The organism is Telluria sp. AZSoR62 (genome assembly GCF_058111565.1).
This window is the reverse complement of the sequence record NZ_JBYTST010000011.1, coordinates 92,613-111,926: the sequence shown is the minus strand read 5'-3', so window position 1 is coordinate 111,926 and position 19,314 is coordinate 92,613. Positions and strand designations below refer to the sequence as shown.

Below are 19,314 nucleotides of genomic sequence, written 5' to 3'. Positions count from 1 at the left end.
ACGGGAATTATACGATCTCTTCAGCTGGCTGGCCGGCCATCAGGATGGCGGCGTGCGACTGGGCCAGGCTGCGGTCCTTGGTGTGGCTGGTCAGCATCGACAGGATGGCGGTGTCGTCGAAGCGGAAGCGGGCCAGCATCATGTTGCCGCCGGCGAGCTTCAGGATCTGGGCGTTGCTCATGCCTTCGATCAGGTCGGCGATGTCGGCCGAGACGCCGAGACGGAAGATGGCGGTGACTTTGTCGGCACGGATCATCTGCTGCGCAAGCATCAGGTAGCTCAGGTTTGCGTCGCGAATTTCAGCCATCATGTCGTTCATCGTCATTTCTATCTCCGTATCCGTTATGTCGGCGACTTGTGTGTTGCCGATGAGATAGATTCTGACTGTGGAGCAACTTTTGAGGAATTGGACAAATTCTGTATTTTGCGTCCGATAATGACGTACAGGACCCGTAGGAGTTTGTCTGACAAACCCTGCTGGATCGCTCTGGCGCCCCTATGAAAAGAGGCTGGAGATGGTGCTGGACATGCGGCCGAGTTGTAGGCGCCTGACGGTGGATCTGTCGTGCGCTTGCTACGGTTTACGTCAAGCTTGAGAAGAACTTGAGGGTTTTCGCAAAATATTTTTTTGCATCCCCACACTGCCCTTCTACTTCTTTAACGGAGCGCCTGGCAGGAACTTTAGGGTTGTTCGAAAATATTTTTTCAAGACCCATTACTGCGCTTCTGGTAGGGGTAACGGCAGGCCTTTCGGGAACTTGAGGGTTTTTTTAGAAAAAATTTGAAAATAATGCGGGAGGTCCGGAAAGCTTGTCGTCGAGCCAACAAACCGGGACGCCGCCCCCCGGAACTTGCTACACTGCTGGCCTCAAGAAGCGTCAAGCCTCAACCATCCGTAAAGGCAGTGCATGGAATCCTTACGACTCTGGGACATCAGCCCCCTGATCTCGGCCGGCATCCCGGTCTGGCCCGGCGACACGCCCTTCGAGGCCGGTCCGACCTGGCAGATCGGCGCAGGCTGTCCGGTCCAGGTCAGCCGCATGACGATGACCACCCACCTCGGCGCCCATACCGACGCCCCCAGCCACTACGACCCGGCCGGCAGCAGCATCGACCAGGTCGACCTGCGCCCTTATATCGGCGCCTGCCGCGTGATCCACTGCACCGGCGCGGCGCTGGTCGAGCCGCGCCATCTGGAAGACAAGCTCGATCAGCTGCCGCCGCGCGTGCTGCTGCGCACCTACGAGCAGGCCCCGCAAGGCGCCTGGGACCCGTCCTTTCCCGCCATCGCCCCGGCCGCCATAGAACTGCTGGCCCGCCGCGGCGCCATCCTGGTCGGCACCGATGCCGCTTCGCTCGACCCGCAGGACTCGAAAACGCTCGACGCCCACCACGCGGTGCGCGCCGCCCGCATGGCCATCCTGGAAGGCATCGTGCTCGACGACGTGCCCGAAGGCGACTACGAGCTGGTCGCCCTGCCCCTGAAATTTGCCGGCATGGATGCCAGCCCGGTCCGGGCCATCCTGCGCGAACTGCCACGGAAAGAATCCGCATGACTGTCTCCCTTACCCGCGACGCCTGCGTGGCGCGCGACCAGCTCGATCCGCTGCGCGCCCTGCGCGCCCAGTTCGACCTGCCGCCCGGCGTCATCTACCTGGACGGGAACTCGCTCGGCGCCCGCCCGAAGGCGGCCCTGCAGCGCGCCCAGGACGTCGTCGCCCGCGAATGGGGCCATGACCTCATCAAAAGCTGGAACACGGCCGGCTGGTTCGACCTGCCCAAGCGCCTCGGCAACCGCCTCGCGCCCCTGATCGGCGCGCTGGAGGGCGAAGTCGCCGTCACCGACACCACCTCGCTGAACCTGTTCAAGGCGCTGGCCGCCGCGCTGCACCTGCAGGCCGATGGCCCGGGCCGCGAGCGCCGCACCATCGTCACCGAGCGCAGCAACTTCCCGACCGATATCTACATGGCCGAAGGCCTGGCCCAATGGCTGGCACGCGGCTACCGGGTGCGCCTGGTCGACTCGGTGGAAGAACTGCCCGCCGCGGTCGACGCCGACTGCGCGGTGCTGATGCTCACCCATGTCAACTACCGCACCGGCTACCAGCACGACATGACCGCCGTGACCCGTCACGCGCACGCGCACGGCGCGCTGGTGGTCTGGGACCTGGCCCACTCGGCCGGCGCGGTCCCGCTCGACCTGCAGGAAGCGGAAGCGGACTTCGCGGTGGGCTGCACCTACAAATACCTCAACGGCGGACCCGGCGCGCCGGCCTTCATCTGGGTGCCCCGGCGCCACCAGGAACGCTTCGCCCACCCGCTCACCGGCTGGTGGAGCCATGCCCAGCCCTTCGCGATGTCGCACGGCTTCACGCCCACCGACGGGATCGGCCGCGCCCTGTGCGGCACCCAGCCGGTGGTGTCGCTCGCCCTGGTCGAATGCGGGCTCGACGTGTTCGAGCAAACCTCGATGGCGGCGATCCGCGAGAAATCGCTGGCCTTGAGCGATCTGTTCATCGAGCTGGTGGAAACCAGCTGCGCCGGCCACCCGTTGGGCCTGGTAACGCCGCGCGAACACCAGCGCCGCGGCAGCCATGTCAGCTTCACCCATCCGCACGGCTATGCAGTGATGCAGGCCCTGATCGAGCGCGGCGTGATCGGCGACTACCGCGAGCCGGAGATCATGCGCTTCGGTTTTACCCCGCTGTACACGGGCTATGCCGACGTCTGGGACGCGGTGGCGATCCTGAAGGACATCCTCGACCGCAAAGCCTACGACGTGGCGCTCGAGCGCGGCGCGGTGACCTGAGGAGGCCCCATGGACGAGCAAACCAACAGCGGCCCTGGCTGCCCGATGGCCGCGGCCAGCACCAAACACAGCACCGAACCGAGCGCCGAGTGGCATGGCGCCAAGCTCGATTTCAAGGAATCGATGAGCTATGGCGACTACCTGGGCCTGGACCAGATCCTGTCGGCCCAGCACCCGCTCTCGCCCAACCACAACGAGATGCTGTTCATCATCCAGCACCAGACCAGCGAGCTGTGGATCAAGCTGATGCTGCACGAGATGCAGGCGGTGCGCCGCGCCATCCGCGAGAACAACCTGCCGCCGGCCTTCAAGATGCTGGCGCGCGTGGCGCGCATCATGGACCAGCTGGTGCATGCCTGGGACGTGCTGGCCACCATGACGCCGCCCGAGTACACGGCCATCCGGCCCTATCTCGGCGCCTCGTCCGGCTTCCAGTCCTTCCAGTACCGCCAGCTCGAATTCATCCTCGGGAACAAGAACGCGACCCTGGTCGGCGTGCACGAGAAATTCCCCGAGGCGCATGCGCTGCTGGCGCAGGAACTGACCGCTCCCTCCGTCTACGACGAGGCGGTGATGCTGCTGGCGCGCAGCGGCTTTGCGGTGGCGCCCGAACGTCTGGCGCGCGACTGGACCCGGCCGACCGAGCTCGATGACAGCGTCAAGGCTGCCTGGCTGGGCGTCTATCAGGACACGGAGCATCACTGGGCCCTGTACGAGCTGGCCGAAAAGCTGGTCGACCTGGAAACCGCTTTCCGCTTCTGGCGCTTCCGCCACGTGACCACGGTCGAGCGCATCATCGGCTTCAAGACCGGCACCGGGGGCACCTCGGGCGCGAGCTACCTGCGCAAGATGCTCGACGTGGTGCTGTTCCCGGAACTGTTCGCACTGCGTACGGCACTGTAATCGTCCAGCCGGGCTGGATGGGCATAAAAAAAGCCTCGCAAGGAGGCTTTTTTCATGAGACCGGGCATGCCGCCGGTCCGCTGGCACATCAGCCGGTAACGGGCTGGAATGCATCTTCCACCAATTCTTCGAACCATGTAGGCTCCGCTTCTTCCGGCAATGCCGGTTCAAGCTGTTCGACTTCTTCGACGGTCGGTGGGCAGACAAGCAGGCATTTCGGCCGGGCTGGGGTTGCCATGGCCGAGGTGGCAAATGCAGCGACGGCGATGGCAAGAACGATTTTTTTCATTGCTGGTCCTGGTTGACAGTTGGGGAATTGAGCGCGTTTGTATTTCGGCTTGGAAACAGTATAGTCATGCGGACGCAAGGAAACAATGCACGGCGGGTAGAGCGTTGCGCCCAGAGATGTCGCCCGGAAATTGGCTTGGCCTGTCATGCCCAACCGGGTGTATGATCGCGTTGTTGTCATGATTTACAGAAACAATGCCATATTTGCATGACCCGCTCGAGCGTCCATTTTCGCTCTATCTCGACTTGACCCGGCTGCTGGCCGCGGTCATGGTCGTGCTCGCGCATTTCGACTTCTTCGGCATCATTCCGGCCGGCGCCTGGGGCGTCCTGCCGCACATGGGCCGCGAGGCGGTGATCGTGTTCTTCGTGCTGTCGGGCTTCGTGATCGCCGCCAGCACCGCGCAGCGCCGCCCGAGCGCGCGCGGCTATGCGGTGGCGCGCCTGTCGCGCCTGTATTCGGTGGTGCTGCCCCTGCTGCTGCTGGCCTTCGTCTGCGCCGCGCTGCTGCGCACCCTGGCCGGCTTCGAGTCGACCTCCGACTACACGCTCGACAAGATCTACCTCTACCTGCCCTTCCACCTGCTGTTCCTCGGCGAGCACTGGCAGCTGGCGGAAGTCCCGCCCTTCATGCTGCCTTACTGGTCGCTCGGCTACGAAGCCTGGTATTACCTGCTGTTCGGCGTGGCCTGCTACCTGCGCGGCATGCGCCGCAGCGTGGCCGTGGCGCTGGTGCTGGCCATCATGGGATACAAGCTGTGGCTACTGCTGCCGGTCTGGCTCAGCGGGGTCTGGCTCAGCCGCTACTATCGCCGCCACAGCGGCCCGCTCATGAGGACCGGCACGGCGCGCCTGGGCTGGCTGGCCAGCGTGCTGGCCTTCGGCCTGTATGCCGCCCTCGACATCGAAGGCAGCCTGCGTGCAGCGACCCTGGCCTGGTGGCCCTTGCCTTCCCTGCCGCTGGGCAGCGCCGACCGCTTCGTCTCCGACTACCTCGTGTGCGCCATCGTGCTGGCCAACTTCGCCTGCGCGCGCGACGCCCGCTTCGACGCGCTGCTGCGCTTCGCGCCAAGCTGGCAACTGGCCGCCTCGCATACCTTTACCCTTTACCTGTCGCATGCGCTGGTAATCGAGATATGGCTGGCGCTCTATCCGCACGATGCGCGCTCCAGCCTCGACCTGCTGGCCGTGACCGCCCTGATCGTCGCCGCCACGGTGGCGCTGGGCGCCGTGACCGAGCGAAGGCGCCAGGCCTACCGCGCCTTGTTCGAACGGCTGCTGGGCGCGGGGAGCCGGCCTGCGGTGGCGCCCTCCGTCGTGGCCGGCCCCAACGGCTGACGCGTCACCTGCTCCGCCACGCGTTTCGACGTACAATCGGCCTTGATCTTTTACCAAGGGCGGAGGCGTAATGAAGTGCGACGTACTGATCGTGTCGGGCCTGTGGAATTCCGGTCCCGAGCATTGGCAAACCCAATGGCAGGGCCGCTACCCGCGCTGGACCAAGGCCGCACACCGCGACTGGAACTGCCCTGAACGCGACGAATGGGTGGCCGAGCTCGACGCGGCCATCGCCGCTTGCCAGGGCGCGCCGATCCTGGTGGCGCACAGCCTGGGCTGCATGCTGGTGGCGCACTGGGCCCGGAGCGGCTCGCCGCTGAAGGTGGCCGGGGCTTTCCTCGTGGCGCCAAGCGACGTCGAGGCGGCGTCCTATCCGATTCCGGCCAACGGTTTCGCGCCGATCCCCCAGGCCGCCCTGCCCTTCCCGAGCATGGTGCTGGCCAGCACCAACGATCCCTACATGACGCTCGAACGCGCGCGGACCCTGGCGTCGAACTGGGGCAGCCGGCTGGTGGAGATCGGCCAGGCCGGCCACGTGAACACCGAATCCGGCCACGGTCCCTGGCCGGAAGGCGAGCTCCTGCTGCAGGACTTCTGCACCGAGATCGGGCAGTAAGCCAGCATGACGATCCTGACGAGCGCGCGCCTGCGCCTGGAACCGGTCTGCCTCGATCACTATGCGGGCCTGCGCCTGCTCAACGCGGACCCGCGGGTCGTGCGCTTCATCGGCGCCAAGCCCGAGACGCCGGAAGACACCCTGGCCATGATCGAACGCGTACAGGGCCGCTGGCAACGCTTCGGCTATTCGTGGTGGAGCTTCATCGAGCAGGAATCCGGCGAACTGGTAGGCGCCGGCTGCATCCAGCACCTCGGCCACGATCCGGCCAATGCCCATGAAATCGGCTGGCGCCTGCGGCCCGACCGCTGGGGACGGGGCTACGCGACGGAAGCGGCGCGGCGCATGGCGGCGTTTGCGTTCGACGACTTGCAGGCGCCGCGGCTGGCGGCGATCTGCGACCCGGCGAATACCGATTCCGCGCGCGTGATGCAGCGGCTCGGGATGCAGTACCGGGGCGAGGAAACCTGGAATGCGCAGGTGGTGTCGGTCTACGAACTCGGCGCCGAGGCGTGGCGCTCTGCCAGGACTACCTAGCCAGGCCCAGCTCCGCGACCAGGTGCGCCGCCGGCACCAGGCCGGTCTCGTTCGGTCCGATCGCGTGGACCTGCGCGGGCGGAATGCTGTACAGGCGTCCCGGACGGACCAGCACCTGCCCATCGCGCTCGATGGCATAGGTCCACTGCGTACGGCCGCCATCCTCGACGACCAGCAGCAGTTCTTTCGTCAGGCGGAAGGTCGGTCCCCACTCGCCAATCGTGGCCTTGATCGTGCGGGTCGCGCCCAGGTGGCCGGCGAACACCTTGCCGACCCTGAATTCGGTGGCCTGGCAACCGCCCGAATTCGTCACGCACACCGTGACCACGCCATCCGCGCGCGGCGCGCTGACCGGGCAGGGATCCGGGCATCCTCGCGCGCCGTAGGGCCGGAATTCGATGCGCTCGATGCGTCCGGCATAGACCAGCGGATCGGCCCATGCGGGTGCGGCGCACGACAACAGGAGAGCGGCAGCCAGGAGTCGCGACATGGTGCTCCAATCGGGTAACGGAAAAAAACATCCTACCCGTTTTCATGGTCCGCGCCACCGGCACGGCCGCATTTTATGCCGCGCAAATGAAATGCTTTCCAGGCCGTCGATTTGCTCGTCGAGCCGGGGCTGCCTGCGATATCGTCGCGGGTTCGAGGATGCTAAGGACAGCAATGAAAACCTACCACGGCAGCTGCCATTGCGGCAGCGTGCGATTCGAAGCCGACATCGATCTCGCCCAGGGCACGATCAAGTGCAACTGCACGATCTGCACCAAGATGCGCTTCTGGGCGGCGCAGGTGCCCACAAGTTCGTTTCGCTTGACCAGCGGTGCGGACGTGCTGCGCGAATACCGCTACGCCACGCGCCGCGACGCGCACTATTTTTGCGGCCAGTGCGGCATCAACACCTTCTCCACGGGCGAATCGGCGGCGCTGGGGGCCTTCCATGCGGTTGTGCTGGCCTGCCTGGACGACGCGTCGCCGCAGGAACTGGCGGCCGCGCCGGTGCGCTACCTGGACGGGCGCAACGACAACTGGACCACGCCGCCGCTGGAAGTGCGCCATCTCTGAAACGGGGACGTAAAAAAACCGGGGCGCGCGGCCCCGGCTCCATGGACGACTGAAGCAGCGTCTTACGCCGCCGTCGCCAGCAGCATTTCGTTCAGGCGCTTCACGAAGGACGCCGGATCGCTCAGGCTGCCGCCTTCGGCCAGCATCGCCTGGTCGAACAGGATGTGCGACCAGTCGCCGAAGCGCGCGCCGTTCGCATCCTCGTACTTCAGGCGCGTGACCAGCGGGTGGTTCGGGTTGATCTCGAGGATGGGCTTGGATTCCGGCGCATCCTGGCCAGCGGCCTTGAGCATGCGCAGCAGGTTACCCGACAGCTCGTTCTCGTCCGCGACCAGGCAGGCCGGCGAATCGGTCAGGCGGAAGGTCACGCGCACGTCCTTGGCCTTGTCGCCCAGGGCAGCCTTCATCTTCTCGACCAGTTCCTTGTAGCCGGCTTCGACCTCGAGGTGTTCCTTCTTTTCCGCCTCGTCTTCCAGCGAACCGAGGTCCAGGCCGCCCTTGGCCACCGACACCAGTTCCTTGCCTTCGAACTCGCTCAGGAAGGACAGCATCCACTCGTCCACGCGGTCGGTCATGAGCAGCACTTCGACGCCCTTCTTGCGGAAGATCTCCAGGTGCGGGCTGTTCTTCGCGGCGTTGAAGCTGTCGGCGGTGACGTAGTAGATCTTGTCCTGGCCTTCCTTCATGCGGCCCACGTAGTCGCCGAACGACACGGTCTGTTCGCTCGAGTCATTCGACGTCGAGGCAAAGCGCAGCAGCTTGGCGATGCGGTCCTTGTTGGTCGCGTCCTCGCCGATGCCTTCCTTGAGCACCTGGCCGAACTCTTTCCAGAAGGTCGTGTACTTGTCCTTGCCCGCCTGCTCGTCCGCGTTCGCCATTTCTTCCAGCATGCCCAGCACGCGCTTGGTCGAGCCTTCGCGGATCACCTTGACGTCGCGCGATTCCTGCAGGATCTCGCGCGAGACGTTCAGCGGCAGGTCGCTCGAGTCGATCACGCCCTTGATGAAGCGCAGGTAGGTCGGCATCAGCTGCTCGGCGTCGTCCATGATGAAGACGCGCTTGACGTAGAGCTTGATGCCGGCGCGCTTGTTGCGGTCCCACAGGTCGAACGGCGCGTGGCTCGGCACGAACAGCAACTGGGTGTACTCGCTGCGGCCCTCGACCCGGTTGTGGGTATAGGTGAGCGGCTCCTGGAAGTCGTGCGAGACGTGCTTGTAGAACTCGTTGTACTGCTCGTCGGTGATGTCCGCCTTGTTGCGGGCCCACAGCGCGCTGGCCTGGTTGACGGTCTCGTATTCGTCCTTGAGGACGGTCTGCTTCTTCTCTTCGTCCCATTCCTCTTTCTGCATCACGATCGGCAGCGAGATGTGGTCCGAATACTTGCGGATGATCCCCTTGAGCTTCCACGCCGACAGCATCTCTTCTTCGCCGGCGCGCAGGTGCAGGATCACGTCGGTGCCGCGGCTGGTCTTCTCGATCGGCTCGACGCTGTAGTCGCCCTCGCCGGCCGATTCCCAGCGCACGCCTTCGGAGGCGAAGGCGCCGGCGCGACGGGTGTTGACGATGATTTTCTCGGCCACGATGAAGCCCGAGTAGAAGCCCACGCCGAACTGGCCGATCAGCGCCGCGTCCTGCTGCTGGTCGCCCGAGAGCTTGCTGAAGAATTCCTTGGTGCCCGACTTGGCGATGGTGCCCAGGTGCGAGACGACTTCGTCGCGGCTCATGCCGATGCCGTTGTCCGAAATCGTGATGGTGCGCGCATCCTTGTCGAAGGACACCTTGATCTTCAGCTCATGGTCGTTACCGAACAGGGCATCGTTGTTGATCGCCTCGAAGCGCAGCTTGTCGGCTGCGTCGGATGCGTTCGAGATCAGTTCGCGCAGGAAGATCTCCTTGTTCGAATACAAGGAGTGGATCATCAGTTGCAGCAGCTGTTTTACTTCTGCTTGGAAGCCAAGGGTTTCTTTTTCGGCGACAGCCATGTTATTTCCTCAAGGGTGGTTCTGGTTGATAGACTGGTGCGATATTGGGATCGCAAGATGCTTTTCAAGGGGTATTTGTAACGGGAAATTTTCTTTCATATGGCGCGGCTGGATGAAATATTCTTTCATCGAGAAGATGCGCCATGGCGATCGCCGCCCCATCGTGGCGGATCGCCTTTTTCAATGCGCCCACCACCGGGCTTGTCAACTGAGGACATCGACATGAAACACTGGCGGATCTCCGCACCTGCCCTTGCCTTTGCATGCCTGGCTGCGAGCTTCACACCGGCAGCGGCCGGCGAACCCGCCGACCATCCGGCCGAGCTGGCGCCAGGCATCGCGGTAGCCGGTCAGCTACGCGAGGCGGACCTGCCCTTGCTGAAAGCGAAGGGCTACACCACCATCATCAACCTGCGCCCGGATGGCGAAGGGCCGGACCAGCCGCCGTCGGCAGTCATGGCGTCGAGGGCGCACACGCTGGGACTGCGCTTCTCGTCCATTCCGGTCCGTCCCGGCAGCATTCCCGGCGAGGCCGTCGACAAGCTGCGGGGCGAACTGCAAGCTGCCCAGGCAAGCGGCCCGGGGCACGTGCTCATCTACTGCCGCAGCGGCAGCCGCGCGGCCCGCGCCTGGGCCCTGGCCGAAGCGTCGCGTCCGGGTGGGCGGGATGCCGGCGCCATCATGGGCACAGTCCGGATGGCCGGCCAGTCGGCGGACGACCTCGGCGACGCGCTGCGCCAGCGGGTCGAGCGGCGCGGCACGGCGGGGCCGGCGGTGCGATGACCGGACACGCTAGACGGAGCGTGCAATTGCATGCGCATGACACATGCTTGCGGCCGTCAAGCATGTGTTGGCTGGGAACCCAGCGCGCCCATCAATTGTGAATATATTTCGCAAACACGTCACTGAAATCGCGCTTGGTATGCGTTTCGAACATGGCCGTATTCAGTGCCTCCAGCAGTTCCTGATACTGGCTGACCAGGCTGCCCGCCCCCGGGGCGATATTGAGCTTGTGTACCGAGGCCGTGGCGTCGAGCGTGCGCAAGGCATTCTCGCGCGACAGTGCATCGCGCACCTGCTGCTTGCCGATCGAGATCAATGCCTTGTAGATGTCCTTGACCTGCTCGATGAAAGACTTCTTGACGTCGATCGAGAACAGCGTGTTGTCCAGCTTGAACTTGAGCTCGACATCCATGTCGAGCGTGCCGGCAGTCTCGATGCTGACGCCGGAAACGTTATGGGACGCATAGTCGTAGCGTTTGATCGTGCGCTTCGACGACACGGCCGAGTCGCCGTCGACGTGGATCAGCGCCAGGTTGGTAAAGCAGTACTCGTCCTTCTTGCTCTTGATGAGAAAGAAAATCTGTTCCCCGTCTTCGCTGAAGAGGTAATCGTCGGCATCGACCTTGCTGTAGTCGGCGGGGCCGACGATGACACCGATGTCGCTGATGCCCAGTGCTTCCGACGCGAATTTCTTGAACATGGCCGCCCTCTCTTGATGAAAACGGCTACATTAGCATCGTTTGACGACCGCAAATATTCGCCGCGGGTAGGCGGCCGGATTTTTTTCGTCCAGGCCCAGGCCAGGCGCTGCCGCGAACGAGAACGATGGGCAGGGCGAGCGCCAGGTCGTACAATACCGGCTCTTTATCATGCAACCTGGGAACGCCATGTCCGTCTACGACAAACTCAAAGAACTGAACATCACCCTGGCCGCGCCGGCCACCCCGGCCGCCGCCTACGTCATGTACGTGCAGACCGGTAACCTGGTCTTCATCTCGGGCCACATCGCCAAGAACGCGGACGGTTCGCCCAACGCCGGCATCCTCGGCCGCGACAAGACCACGGCGGACGGCCAGGCCGCCGCACGCTCGGTCGCGATCGACCTGATGGGCACCCTGCAGGAAGCCGTCGGCGGGGACCTGGGGCGCGTCAAGCGCATCGTCAAGGTGATGAGCCTGGTCGCCTCGACCCCGGAATACAACGAGCAGCACCTGGTCACCAACGGCTGCTCGGAACTGATCGGCGAAGTCTTCGGCGACGCCGGCAAGCACGCGCGCTCGGCCTTCGGCGTGGCTTCGCTGCCGCGCGGTACCTGCGTCGAGATCGAAATGATCGCCGAGGTCGCTTAAAACAATTGTTTAAACAAATATGACATTTGTTTAAACCTATCGGTAGCGAGCCGGGCCTACCCGGACCGGCTCTTTCCAAAGCCGCCTACCCGGCGTGCTTTATAATGGCCCGGCACTACCGTGCGGTCCCTTCCTGTCAGTGAGAACAGTATGAAAATCGAGAATCCAAATCCCATCCAGTGGCAATTTTCGGAGCGCGCGCAGCAGCTGCAAAGCTCGTTCATCCGCGAAATCCTGAAGATCACCCAGCGTCCGGAGATCATCTCCTTCGCCGGCGGCCTGCCTTCGCCAGCCACCTTCCCGGTCGAGCGCATGAAAGCCGCTTACGATAAGGTGCTGAGCGAAGCCGGCAAGGTCGCGCTGCAATACGGCCCGACCGACGGCTACGCGCCACTGCGGGAATGGATCGCCAACTCGCTCTCCACGGAAGGTTCGCGCATCCTGCCCGAACAGATCCTCATGACCTCGGGTTCGCAGCAGGCGCTCGACCTGCTGGGCAAGGTCCTGGTCGACGAAGGCAGCCGCGTGCTGGTCGAAACCCCGAGCTACCTCGGCGCGCTGCAGGCCTTCTCGGTCTACCGTCCCGAATTCAAATCGGTCGACACCGACGACCACGGCCTGGTGCCCTCGTCGATCGCTGCGGTGGCCGACGGCGCGCGCATGCTGTACTCGCTGCCGAACTTCCAGAATCCGACCGGCCGTTCGCTGTCGCTCGAGCGCCGCCACGAGCTGGTCGAGACCTGCGCGCGCTTCGGCATCCCGCTGATCGAGGACGACCCGTATGGCGCCCTGTCGTACAAGGGCGAGCCGATGCCGAAGATGGTCGCGATGAACCCGGACGGCGTGATCTACATGGGTTCCTTCTCGAAGGTGCTGACCCCCGGCATTCGCCTGGGCTACGTCTGCGCCCCGCTGCCGCTGGTGCGCCGCCTCGAGCTGGCCAAGCAGGCGGCCGACCTGCACACCGCCCAGCTCACGCAGATGGTCGTGCACGAAGTGGTCAAGGACGGCTTCCTCGAGCAGCACATCCCGACCATCCGCAAGCTGTACGGCGACCAGTGCCAGGTGATGCTCGACGCCATGGCCGAACACTTCCCAAGCGGCGTGACCTGGACCAAGCCCGAAGGCGGCATGTTCATCTGGGTGACCCTGCCAAAGAGCATCGACGCCATGAAACTGCTGGACCAGTCGCTGGCCGCCCGCGTGGCCTTCGTGCCGGGCGCGCCCTTCTACGCCAACAACCCGGCCAGCAATACGCTGCGCCTGTCCTTTGTCACGGTGCCGCCGGAACGCATCCGTGAAGGCATCGCCGTCCTCGGCAAGCTGATCGCCGGCATGCTGTAAAGACCTACTGCGGGCGCGCTCCAGGGCCGCCCGCAGGACGACCGGCAGTTACTTGCCGAGAGTCAACTTCAAGTTGTAGCACCGCAACAGCAATGTTTCTTGGGGAAACGATAGTTGCCGAAGGCGAAGACGATGGGAGTATGATCTCCATCAGTCCGAACCGGCCTTGACCCCCATGAATCATCCTGCTTTCGCCCTCCCCGCGCCCGCGCGCCAGGCCGCGATCCTGATCGTCGACGATGCCCCCGCCAGCCTCGGGCTGCTGCAGGATATCCTGCGTGGCCAGGGCTATCGCACCTTTGTCGCCACCTCCGGCGAACGCGCGCTCGACCTTGCCGGCCGCGTCCAGCCCGACCTGATCCTGCTCGACGTAATGCTGCCCGGCCTGGATGGCCTGGAAACCTGCAGCCGCCTGAAAAACCAGCCGAGCACCGCCGACATCCCCGTCATTTTCGTCAGCGCCTGTTCCGATACCGACGACATCGTCGCCGGCTTCGACCGCGGCGCAGCCGACTACATCGCCAAGCCGCTGCGCCTGCCGGAAGTCTGCGCCCGCGTGCGCGCCCAGCTGCAGATCCGCTCGGCCAACCAGTCGCATACCCAGCAGGTCAAGCGCCTGCGCATGATCGTCGAGGGCATGGACGAGGGCCTGATGCTGCTCGGCCAGGACGGCCGCATCCAGTACGCCAACCCGGCCAGCGAGCGCTGCCTGGGCTACACCGACCGCGAACTGGCCGGGCGCCTGCTGTCCGAGCTGGTGGCCGAACCCGCCGCCGGCGAAGTCGCCGCCTGGTTCGGCAGCATGGACGACGGCATGCAGGAGCGCTGCCGCGGCACCCGCGAAGTACTGCTGCGCCAGCCCGACGGCAGCCTGCGCGCCATGGACCTGAACCTGTCTCCAATGACCACCGGCGAGCAGCTCTGGGTCGCCATGCTGCACGACATCACCCACCATAAGCAGTCGGCCAACGCGCTGCAGCGCGCGGCGCTGGCCGACCCGCTCACCGGCATCGCCAACCGGCGCCATTTCGACGCCTGCCTCGAACGCGAATGGCAGCGCGCGATGCGCAATGCCAAGCCGCTGTCGCTGCTGGTGATCGACGTCGACCACTTCAAGCTGTACAACGACCTGTTCGGCCACGCCGCCGGCGACCAATGCCTGCAGGCGGTGGCCAGCGCGCTGCAGGCGCACGCCCTGCGCGCCACCGACCTGGCCGCGCGCTACGGCGGCGAGGAATTCGTGCTGCTGCTGCCGGATACCCCGCATGCCGGAGCGGCCAAGGTGGCCGAAGCCATCCGCGCCGACGTCGAGCGCCTGCGGGTGCCGAACCCGCGCTCGACTACCCTGGAATTCGTCACCGTCAGCGTGGGCGCGGCGACCATCGTGCCGACCAATTTCGACGAGCTGCGCTCGCTGTTCCTGGCCGCCGACCGCGCCATGTACGACGCCAAGGCGGGCGGACGCAACCAGGTACTGGCCGTGGGCGCCGGCTATGCCTGGGACGCGATGAGCCGCGCGCTGGCGCGCTGAACTAGAGCTGCTTCGGGTAGCCGGTGATGCGCGCGATATCGCGGTACATCGGCTGCAGCCGCCGGTACATCTTCAGGTAGACCTCGCGGTACAGCCGCTCGTAGACGGCGTGGTTGGCCGCGATCGGCTCGAACACCTTTCCCACCCGCGTCATCGCCGCGATCGCCGTCGTGAAGTCCGGGTGCAACCCCAGCCCCACCGCCGCATCGATGGCCGCGCCCAGCCCCGAGGTTTCGTACACGTGCGGGCGCGAGGTGGGCAAGCCGAAGATGTCGGCGGTGAGCTGCATCGCCGCATCGCTCTGCGAGCCGCCGCCCGACACGCGCAGCTCGGTGATGCGGACGCTGCTGCGGCGCTCGATGCGCTCCTTGCCTTCGCGCAGCGCATAGGCCAGTCCCTCCAGGATCGCGCGGTAGACGTGGGCGCGGGTGTGCACGTCGCCGAAGCCGATGATCGCGCCCTTGGCTTCGCGCCCCGGCACCCGGATGCCAGGGGTCCAGTAAGGCTGCAGCATCAGGCCCATCGAGCCCGGCGGCACGGCATTGGCCAGTTCGTCGAACAGGCGCTCCGGCGCCACGTCTTCGAGCAGCGCGCGCGACTGCTCGTGGTGGCCGAACTGCTCCTTGAACCAGCTCACCATCCAGTAGCCGCGAAACACCTGCACTTCGGTGCTGTAGGCGCCGGGAATCGCGGCCGGATAAGGCGGCACGAAAGGCGTCACTTCCACATAGCGCGTGCTGGTGGTGTTGATGGTGGCCGTGGTGCCGTAGCTCAGGCAGCCGACGTCCGGCGCGCTGCACCCTGCCCCGATCACTTCGCAGGCCTTGTCGGCGGCCGCGGCCAGCAGCGGCAGGCCTTGCGGGATGCCGGTCGCCAGCGCCGCGTCCAGCGTGATCTCGCCCAGGCGCGACCCGGGCTCGAACAGCTCGGGCAGCATGCGCGGCTCCACCGCCAGCGCCTGCCATTTCCAGTCGCGTCTCGCGGCCCACTTGCGGCGCCGGTAGTCGAAGGGAATATAGGCCACCTGCGAGCCGGTCGAATCGGCGTAGCGCCCGCACAGCCGGAAATTCAGGTAGCCCGACAGCAGCAGGAACTTGTGGGTCGCTTGCCAGACGTCCGGCTGGTGGGCGCGGATCCAGTTGATCTCGGCCTCGCCGCGGAAGTAATCGATGGTGCCGCTCACCCGCGCCAGCCGGAAGGCCGTTCGCCACAGCGGGCCGATGGGCGGCACGGTCCCGGTGCGGCGCTGGTCGAGCCAGGTGATGGCCGGGCGCAGCGGCTTGCCCTGGCTGTCGACGTTGATCACGGTGCCGCGCTGGGTGGTCACGGCCACGCCCTTGATGCGGCCGCGGTCGGCGCCGGGTTGAAGCCACAGTTCCCTACAAGCCTGGCACAGGGCCTGCCAGAAGCCTTCCGGATCGTGCTCGGCCCAGCCGGGGTGCGCGCTCGTGTAGTCCAGAAGCTGCACCTGCGACCTGGCGACGATCTCTCCCTGCAGGTCGAACAGCAGCGCGCGCACGCTTTGCGTGCCGTTGTCGATGGCCAGGATCAGGGGTTCAGGCATGGGGTGGCTCGTTCTCGTGGGTGGTGGGGATGCCGTAATGCGCCTGCCACAGCGCGAGGTAGGCTGCCTGCTCCGCCTCCCAGCGGGCGTCGCTCCAGCCGAGTTCCGGCTGGCAGATGGCGCGGATGCGGGCCAGGTGCGCGGCGCCGCCGGCGCGCAGCAGCAGCCCCAAGCGGGTGCGGCGCAGCAGCAGGTCTTCCAGGCGGTGAACGGCTTCGCTGCGCGCGGCCCAGCGCAGTTCGGCCCAGTGCGTGAGCGTGCCGGGAACGAGCTCCAGCTCGCCCGCCTGGGCGGCGTCGACAAGCGCCTGCGCATGGCGCCCATGGCGGCCCGCCAGGCGCAGCAGGAGTCCGTTCGTGAGCCTGCGCGGCCCCCTGGGCGGCGGCTGCGCGGCGAAGATGGGCCGCGGCGCCAGGTCCGCGCGCCACTGCGGCAACTGGCGCGCCACGTGGCCCAAGGCGGCCAGGGCGATGGCGCGGAAGGTGGTCAGCTTGCCGCCGGTGACGGCGACCAGCCCGGGCTCGTCCCACACCATGTGTTCGCGCGCTTCCTTCGAGGGCGCGGCGCCCGTGCCGCTGTCGAGCACCGGGCGTACGCCCGCATAGGTGGCCACGACGTCGCCGTCCTGCAAGTGAGCTTGCGGGAACTGCGCGCGCAGGGCCGCCATCAGGTAGTCGAATTCGCCGCGCGTGATGCGCGCTTCCTGCGCCAGGGCCTCGCCATGGTCTACATCGGTGGTGCCCACCAGGGTCACGCCCTCCCAGGGAAACGCGAACACCGGCCGGCCATCGCTTGGGTGCATCAGGCTGACCGCCTGCGCCAGCGGCAGGCGCCAGGCCGGCAGCACCAGATGGCTGCCGCGCAAGGGGCGCAGGCGCGGCGCCCGGCCCTGGCCGGGCAGCGCGCAGGCCCAGGCGCCGGTGGCGTTGACCACGACGCTTGCCCGCACTTCGCTCGAGGCGCCCGTGCGCCCGTCGCGCAACCGCGCGCCCGTCACCCGGCCGTCCATGCGCAGCAAATCCTCGACCGCGACATAATTGCGCGCCTCGGCGCCATGGCTGCGCGCTTCGTCCAGCACGCGCAGCACCAGCCGCGCATCGTCGGTCTTGGCGTCCAGGTAGCGGATGCCGCCGGCCAGGCCGGTCCGGTCGACGTTCGGCGCCAGCATCGCGAACGCGTCGGCGTCGAGCCAGTGGGGTTCACGCCGCCCGGCCATCAGGTCGTAGATGGCCAGGCCGGCGAGGAAACTGCGGCGCTTGCGCGGGCTTGCGCCATAGTCGGCAAACGCGAAGCTTTGGGGCTCGACCAGGCCGGGTGCATCGCGCAGCAGGGCTTCGCGTTCGCGCACCGACTCGCGCGTCAGGCGCAGCCGCCCTTCGGCCAGGTAGCGCAGGCCGCCGTGCACCAGCTTGGACGAGCGGCTGGAAGTGCCCCAGGCGAAGTCGCGCTGCTCGACCAGCAGCGCCCTCAGGCCGCGCCGCGCCGCTTCCAGCAGGATGCCGGCGCCGGTGATGCCGCCGCCGATCACGAGCACATCTACTGGCTCGGGCTTCATGGCGCGAGCAGCTTGCCGGGGTTCATGCGCCCCTCGGGATCGACATGCCTGAACAGGGCCCCCATCGCACCCAGCCCCAGCTCGCCTTTTTCGGCCGCCAGCCAGGGCGCGTGGTCCACGCCCACGCCGTGCTGGTGGCTGATGGTGCCGCCCGCCGCGACGATGGCGGCCGACACGCTGTCCTTGAGCAGTCGCCAGCGCGCCAGGTCCGCCGCGTAGTTGCCGGCCAGGCGGAACACGAAGGTCGAATACACGCTGGCGCCCTGCGGATAGAGATGCGACAGGTGGGTATAGGCATGCACCTTCTCGCCCAACGCGTCGAACGCCTCCCTGGCGGCGCGCTCGATGCCTTCCATGGCCTGAGTCACGCGCGGCCAGTCGACCGCCGTTTCCACCGTATCGATCGCATAGCCCTGGGCCCAGGCCGCATTGCGCAGGTAGACGCTGCGGTAGCGGTTGCGGCGCCAGCGCTCGCCGAGGCCCCGCCCCACGTGCACGCCGCGGGTGCGACGCGCGATGCCAAGGGCCGCGCGCAGGGCCGGCACCGCCTGTGAACGCGCGCCGCTGGCGCCGATCATCAGCATGCACTTGCCCTCCCTGCAGCCGCGTAGCGACAGCCACCCCTCGAGCAGTTTCACCAGCTTCGGATGTCCGGCCAGGGTCAGCATCGTGGTGGTCTCGATGGCGTTCGACAGCCGCAGCATCGACAGGGGCAGCCGCGCCTGCGCCAGCTCGCGCACAGCCGAAAGCGCGCGTTCCCAGTCCGGGAAGAACACCGCATGGAAGGCCTCGTGCTCCGGCAGGCGGCTGATACGCACCGTGGCCTCGGTGACGACGCCGAGGCGCCCTTCGGAGCCGAGCACCATCTCCCGCAGGTCGATGCCGGCGCTCGATGCCGGAAAGGTCGGGATATCCAGGGTGCCGCTGGGCGTCTCGACCCGGCCGCCGGCAAACAGCTGCTCGATGCGCCCGTAGCGCAGCGACTGCTGGCCCGAGGAGCGCGTGACGATCCAGCCGCCCAGGGTCGAGTATTCGAAGGATTGCGGGAAGTGGCCGAGGGTGTAGCCGTGGGCGCGCAGCTGCGCCTCCAGGTCGGGACCGGTGACGCCGGCGCCAAACGTCGCCAGCTGGGAGTCGCGGTCGAGCGAGACCATGGCGCGCATGCGCCGCATGTCGATGCTCAGGGTCGGGCGCGCCGTTTGCTGCACGCCCAGGTGCCCGGCCACGCTGGTGCCGCCGCCATAGGGGATGATGTCGGCGCCCTGGCTGCCTGCAAAGGCCAGCAGCGCGCGCACCTCGTCGTTTGATTCCGGCCAGGCGACGCCGTCGGGCGCGGCATCGATGCGGCCATGGCGCAGGCGCAGCCAGTCGGGCAGGCTCTGGCCGTGGGCATGCAGCAGGCGCGCGGGTGCGCCGGCGTCGACCAGCGGATGCGGCGCCAGGCGGCCAGGTGCGAGCTGCGCGCAGACGTCGTCGAAGCTGGCGTCCCGCGGCGGCGTCCCCTGCCCCAGTTTGTCGGCCAGGAAGGCCTGCGCCTGCCCACCCAGCGGCATATCGATCGCATCGTCACCCCAGCCATTCCAGCGCCGCATGTTCTTTTCCCCTTATACTCGGTCGTGTCACTTATGCCAGAGTAAGCGTCCATCACTCTAC

The 19,314-nt window shown here is 66.3% G+C and carries 19 protein-coding genes; 11 read left to right on the top strand and 8 right to left on the bottom strand.

What is annotated here, in order from left to right; translation table 11 throughout:
- Positions 1-7: 7 nt before the first annotated feature.
- Positions 8-325, bottom strand: coding sequence for a flagellar transcriptional regulator FlhD (gene flhD, locus AC3XQU_RS17460; protein WP_171081135.1), 318 nt, complete (start codon positions 323-325; stop codon positions 8-10).
- Positions 326-908: 583 nt separating this feature from the next.
- On the opposite strand from flhD, the gene kynB reads away from it, so the two are divergent.
- From kynB to kynA, 3 genes are read left to right on the top strand one after another with little or no spacing between them, the layout of a single operon-like run.
- Positions 909-1,556 carry an arylformamidase gene (kynB, locus tag AC3XQU_RS17455; RefSeq protein WP_489875436.1) on the top strand — a complete coding sequence of 216 codons (648 nt, stop codon included), beginning with the start codon at positions 909-911 and terminating at the stop codon, positions 1,554-1,556.
- On the top strand, positions 1,553-2,809 hold the full coding sequence (kynU, locus tag AC3XQU_RS17450; RefSeq protein WP_489875435.1) for a kynureninase: 1,257 nt from the start codon (positions 1,553-1,555) through the stop codon (positions 2,807-2,809). The genes kynB and kynU overlap by 4 nt, the downstream gene beginning before the upstream one ends.
- A 9-nt stretch (positions 2,810-2,818) precedes the next feature.
- Entirely contained in the window at positions 2,819-3,712 is an 894-nt protein-coding gene (gene kynA / locus AC3XQU_RS17445; protein ID WP_489875434.1) for a tryptophan 2,3-dioxygenase, read from the top strand.
- 88 nt (positions 3,713-3,800) lie between these two features.
- On the opposite strand, the gene AC3XQU_RS17440 is transcribed toward kynA, so the two are convergent.
- On the bottom strand, positions 3,801-4,001 hold the full coding sequence (locus AC3XQU_RS17440; protein WP_489875433.1) for a hypothetical protein: 201 nt from the start codon (positions 3,999-4,001) through the stop codon (positions 3,801-3,803).
- Between the two features lie 194 nt (positions 4,002-4,195).
- On the opposite strand from AC3XQU_RS17440, the gene AC3XQU_RS17435 reads away from it, so the two are divergent.
- The 3 genes from AC3XQU_RS17435 to AC3XQU_RS17425 all read left to right on the top strand — a co-directional run bounded on the left by AC3XQU_RS17435 (position 4,196) and on the right by AC3XQU_RS17425 (position 6,491).
- Positions 4,196-5,338 carry an acyltransferase family protein gene (locus AC3XQU_RS17435; RefSeq protein WP_489875432.1) on the top strand — a complete coding sequence of 381 codons (1,143 nt, stop codon included), beginning with the start codon at positions 4,196-4,198 and terminating at the stop codon, positions 5,336-5,338.
- A 70-nt stretch (positions 5,339-5,408) separates the two neighbouring features.
- Positions 5,409-5,954 (top strand): RBBP9/YdeN family alpha/beta hydrolase, encoded by a 546-nt coding sequence (locus AC3XQU_RS17430; RefSeq protein WP_489875431.1) that lies wholly within the window; start codon positions 5,409-5,411, stop codon positions 5,952-5,954.
- A gap of 6 nt (positions 5,955-5,960) precedes the next feature.
- Entirely contained in the window at positions 5,961-6,491 is a 531-nt protein-coding gene (locus AC3XQU_RS17425; protein WP_489875430.1) for a GNAT family N-acetyltransferase, read from the top strand.
- On the opposite strand, the gene AC3XQU_RS17420 is transcribed toward AC3XQU_RS17425, so the two are convergent.
- Entirely contained in the window at positions 6,484-6,981 is a 498-nt protein-coding gene (locus AC3XQU_RS17420) for a hypothetical protein (RefSeq protein ID WP_489875429.1), read from the bottom strand. The genes AC3XQU_RS17425 and AC3XQU_RS17420 overlap by 8 nt on opposite strands.
- A 173-nt stretch (positions 6,982-7,154) precedes the next feature.
- On the opposite strand from AC3XQU_RS17420, the gene AC3XQU_RS17415 reads away from it, so the two are divergent.
- Positions 7,155-7,553, top strand: a complete 399-nt coding sequence (locus AC3XQU_RS17415; RefSeq protein WP_489875428.1) for a GFA family protein — start codon at positions 7,155-7,157, stop codon at positions 7,551-7,553.
- Positions 7,554-7,615: 62 nt separating this feature from the next.
- Here the strand turns inward: AC3XQU_RS17415 and htpG are convergent, their stop codons facing one another.
- Entirely contained in the window at positions 7,616-9,535 is a 1,920-nt protein-coding gene (gene htpG / locus AC3XQU_RS17410) for a molecular chaperone HtpG (RefSeq protein WP_489875427.1), read from the bottom strand.
- A gap of 222 nt (positions 9,536-9,757) precedes the next feature.
- Here htpG and AC3XQU_RS17405 point away from each other — a divergent pair, with 222 nt between their 5' ends.
- Positions 9,758-10,318, top strand: a complete 561-nt coding sequence (locus AC3XQU_RS17405) for a protein tyrosine phosphatase family protein (RefSeq protein WP_489875426.1) — start codon at positions 9,758-9,760, stop codon at positions 10,316-10,318.
- Positions 10,319-10,409: 91 nt separating this feature from the next.
- Here the strand turns inward: AC3XQU_RS17405 and AC3XQU_RS17400 are convergent, their stop codons facing one another.
- Positions 10,410-11,018, bottom strand: a complete 609-nt coding sequence (locus AC3XQU_RS17400) for a PH domain-containing protein (protein ID WP_489875425.1) — start codon at positions 11,016-11,018, stop codon at positions 10,410-10,412.
- Positions 11,019-11,205: 187 nt separating this feature from the next.
- Here AC3XQU_RS17400 and AC3XQU_RS17395 point away from each other — a divergent pair, with 187 nt between their 5' ends.
- From AC3XQU_RS17395 to AC3XQU_RS17385, 3 genes are all read left to right on the top strand, one after another.
- Complete coding sequence (locus AC3XQU_RS17395) at positions 11,206-11,667, top strand: RidA family protein (RefSeq protein ID WP_489875424.1); 462 nt, start codon at positions 11,206-11,208, stop codon at positions 11,665-11,667.
- 150 nt (positions 11,668-11,817) lie between these two features.
- Entirely contained in the window at positions 11,818-13,011 is a 1,194-nt protein-coding gene (locus AC3XQU_RS17390) for an aminotransferase-like domain-containing protein (protein WP_489875423.1), read from the top strand.
- 175 nt (positions 13,012-13,186) lie between these two features.
- Complete coding sequence (locus AC3XQU_RS17385) at positions 13,187-14,542, top strand: diguanylate cyclase (protein ID WP_489875422.1); 1,356 nt, start codon at positions 13,187-13,189, stop codon at positions 14,540-14,542.
- 1 nt (position 14,543) lies between these two features.
- Here AC3XQU_RS17385 and AC3XQU_RS17380 read toward each other — a convergent pair whose 3' ends face one another.
- Genes AC3XQU_RS17380 through AC3XQU_RS17370 form a run of 3 tightly spaced genes read right to left on the bottom strand, consistent with a single transcriptional unit; the run spans position 14,544 to position 19,253 of the window.
- Complete coding sequence (locus AC3XQU_RS17380; protein WP_489875421.1) at positions 14,544-16,106, bottom strand: FGGY-family carbohydrate kinase; 1,563 nt, start codon at positions 16,104-16,106, stop codon at positions 14,544-14,546.
- Complete coding sequence (locus AC3XQU_RS17375; RefSeq protein ID WP_489875420.1) at positions 16,099-17,661, bottom strand: glycerol-3-phosphate dehydrogenase/oxidase; 1,563 nt, start codon at positions 17,659-17,661, stop codon at positions 16,099-16,101. The genes AC3XQU_RS17380 and AC3XQU_RS17375 overlap by 8 nt, the downstream gene beginning before the upstream one ends.
- Positions 17,658-19,253, bottom strand: coding sequence for an FAD-binding oxidoreductase (locus AC3XQU_RS17370; protein WP_489875419.1), 1,596 nt, complete (start codon positions 19,251-19,253; stop codon positions 17,658-17,660). The genes AC3XQU_RS17375 and AC3XQU_RS17370 overlap by 4 nt, the downstream gene beginning before the upstream one ends.
- Positions 19,254-19,314: the final 61 nt, after the last annotated feature.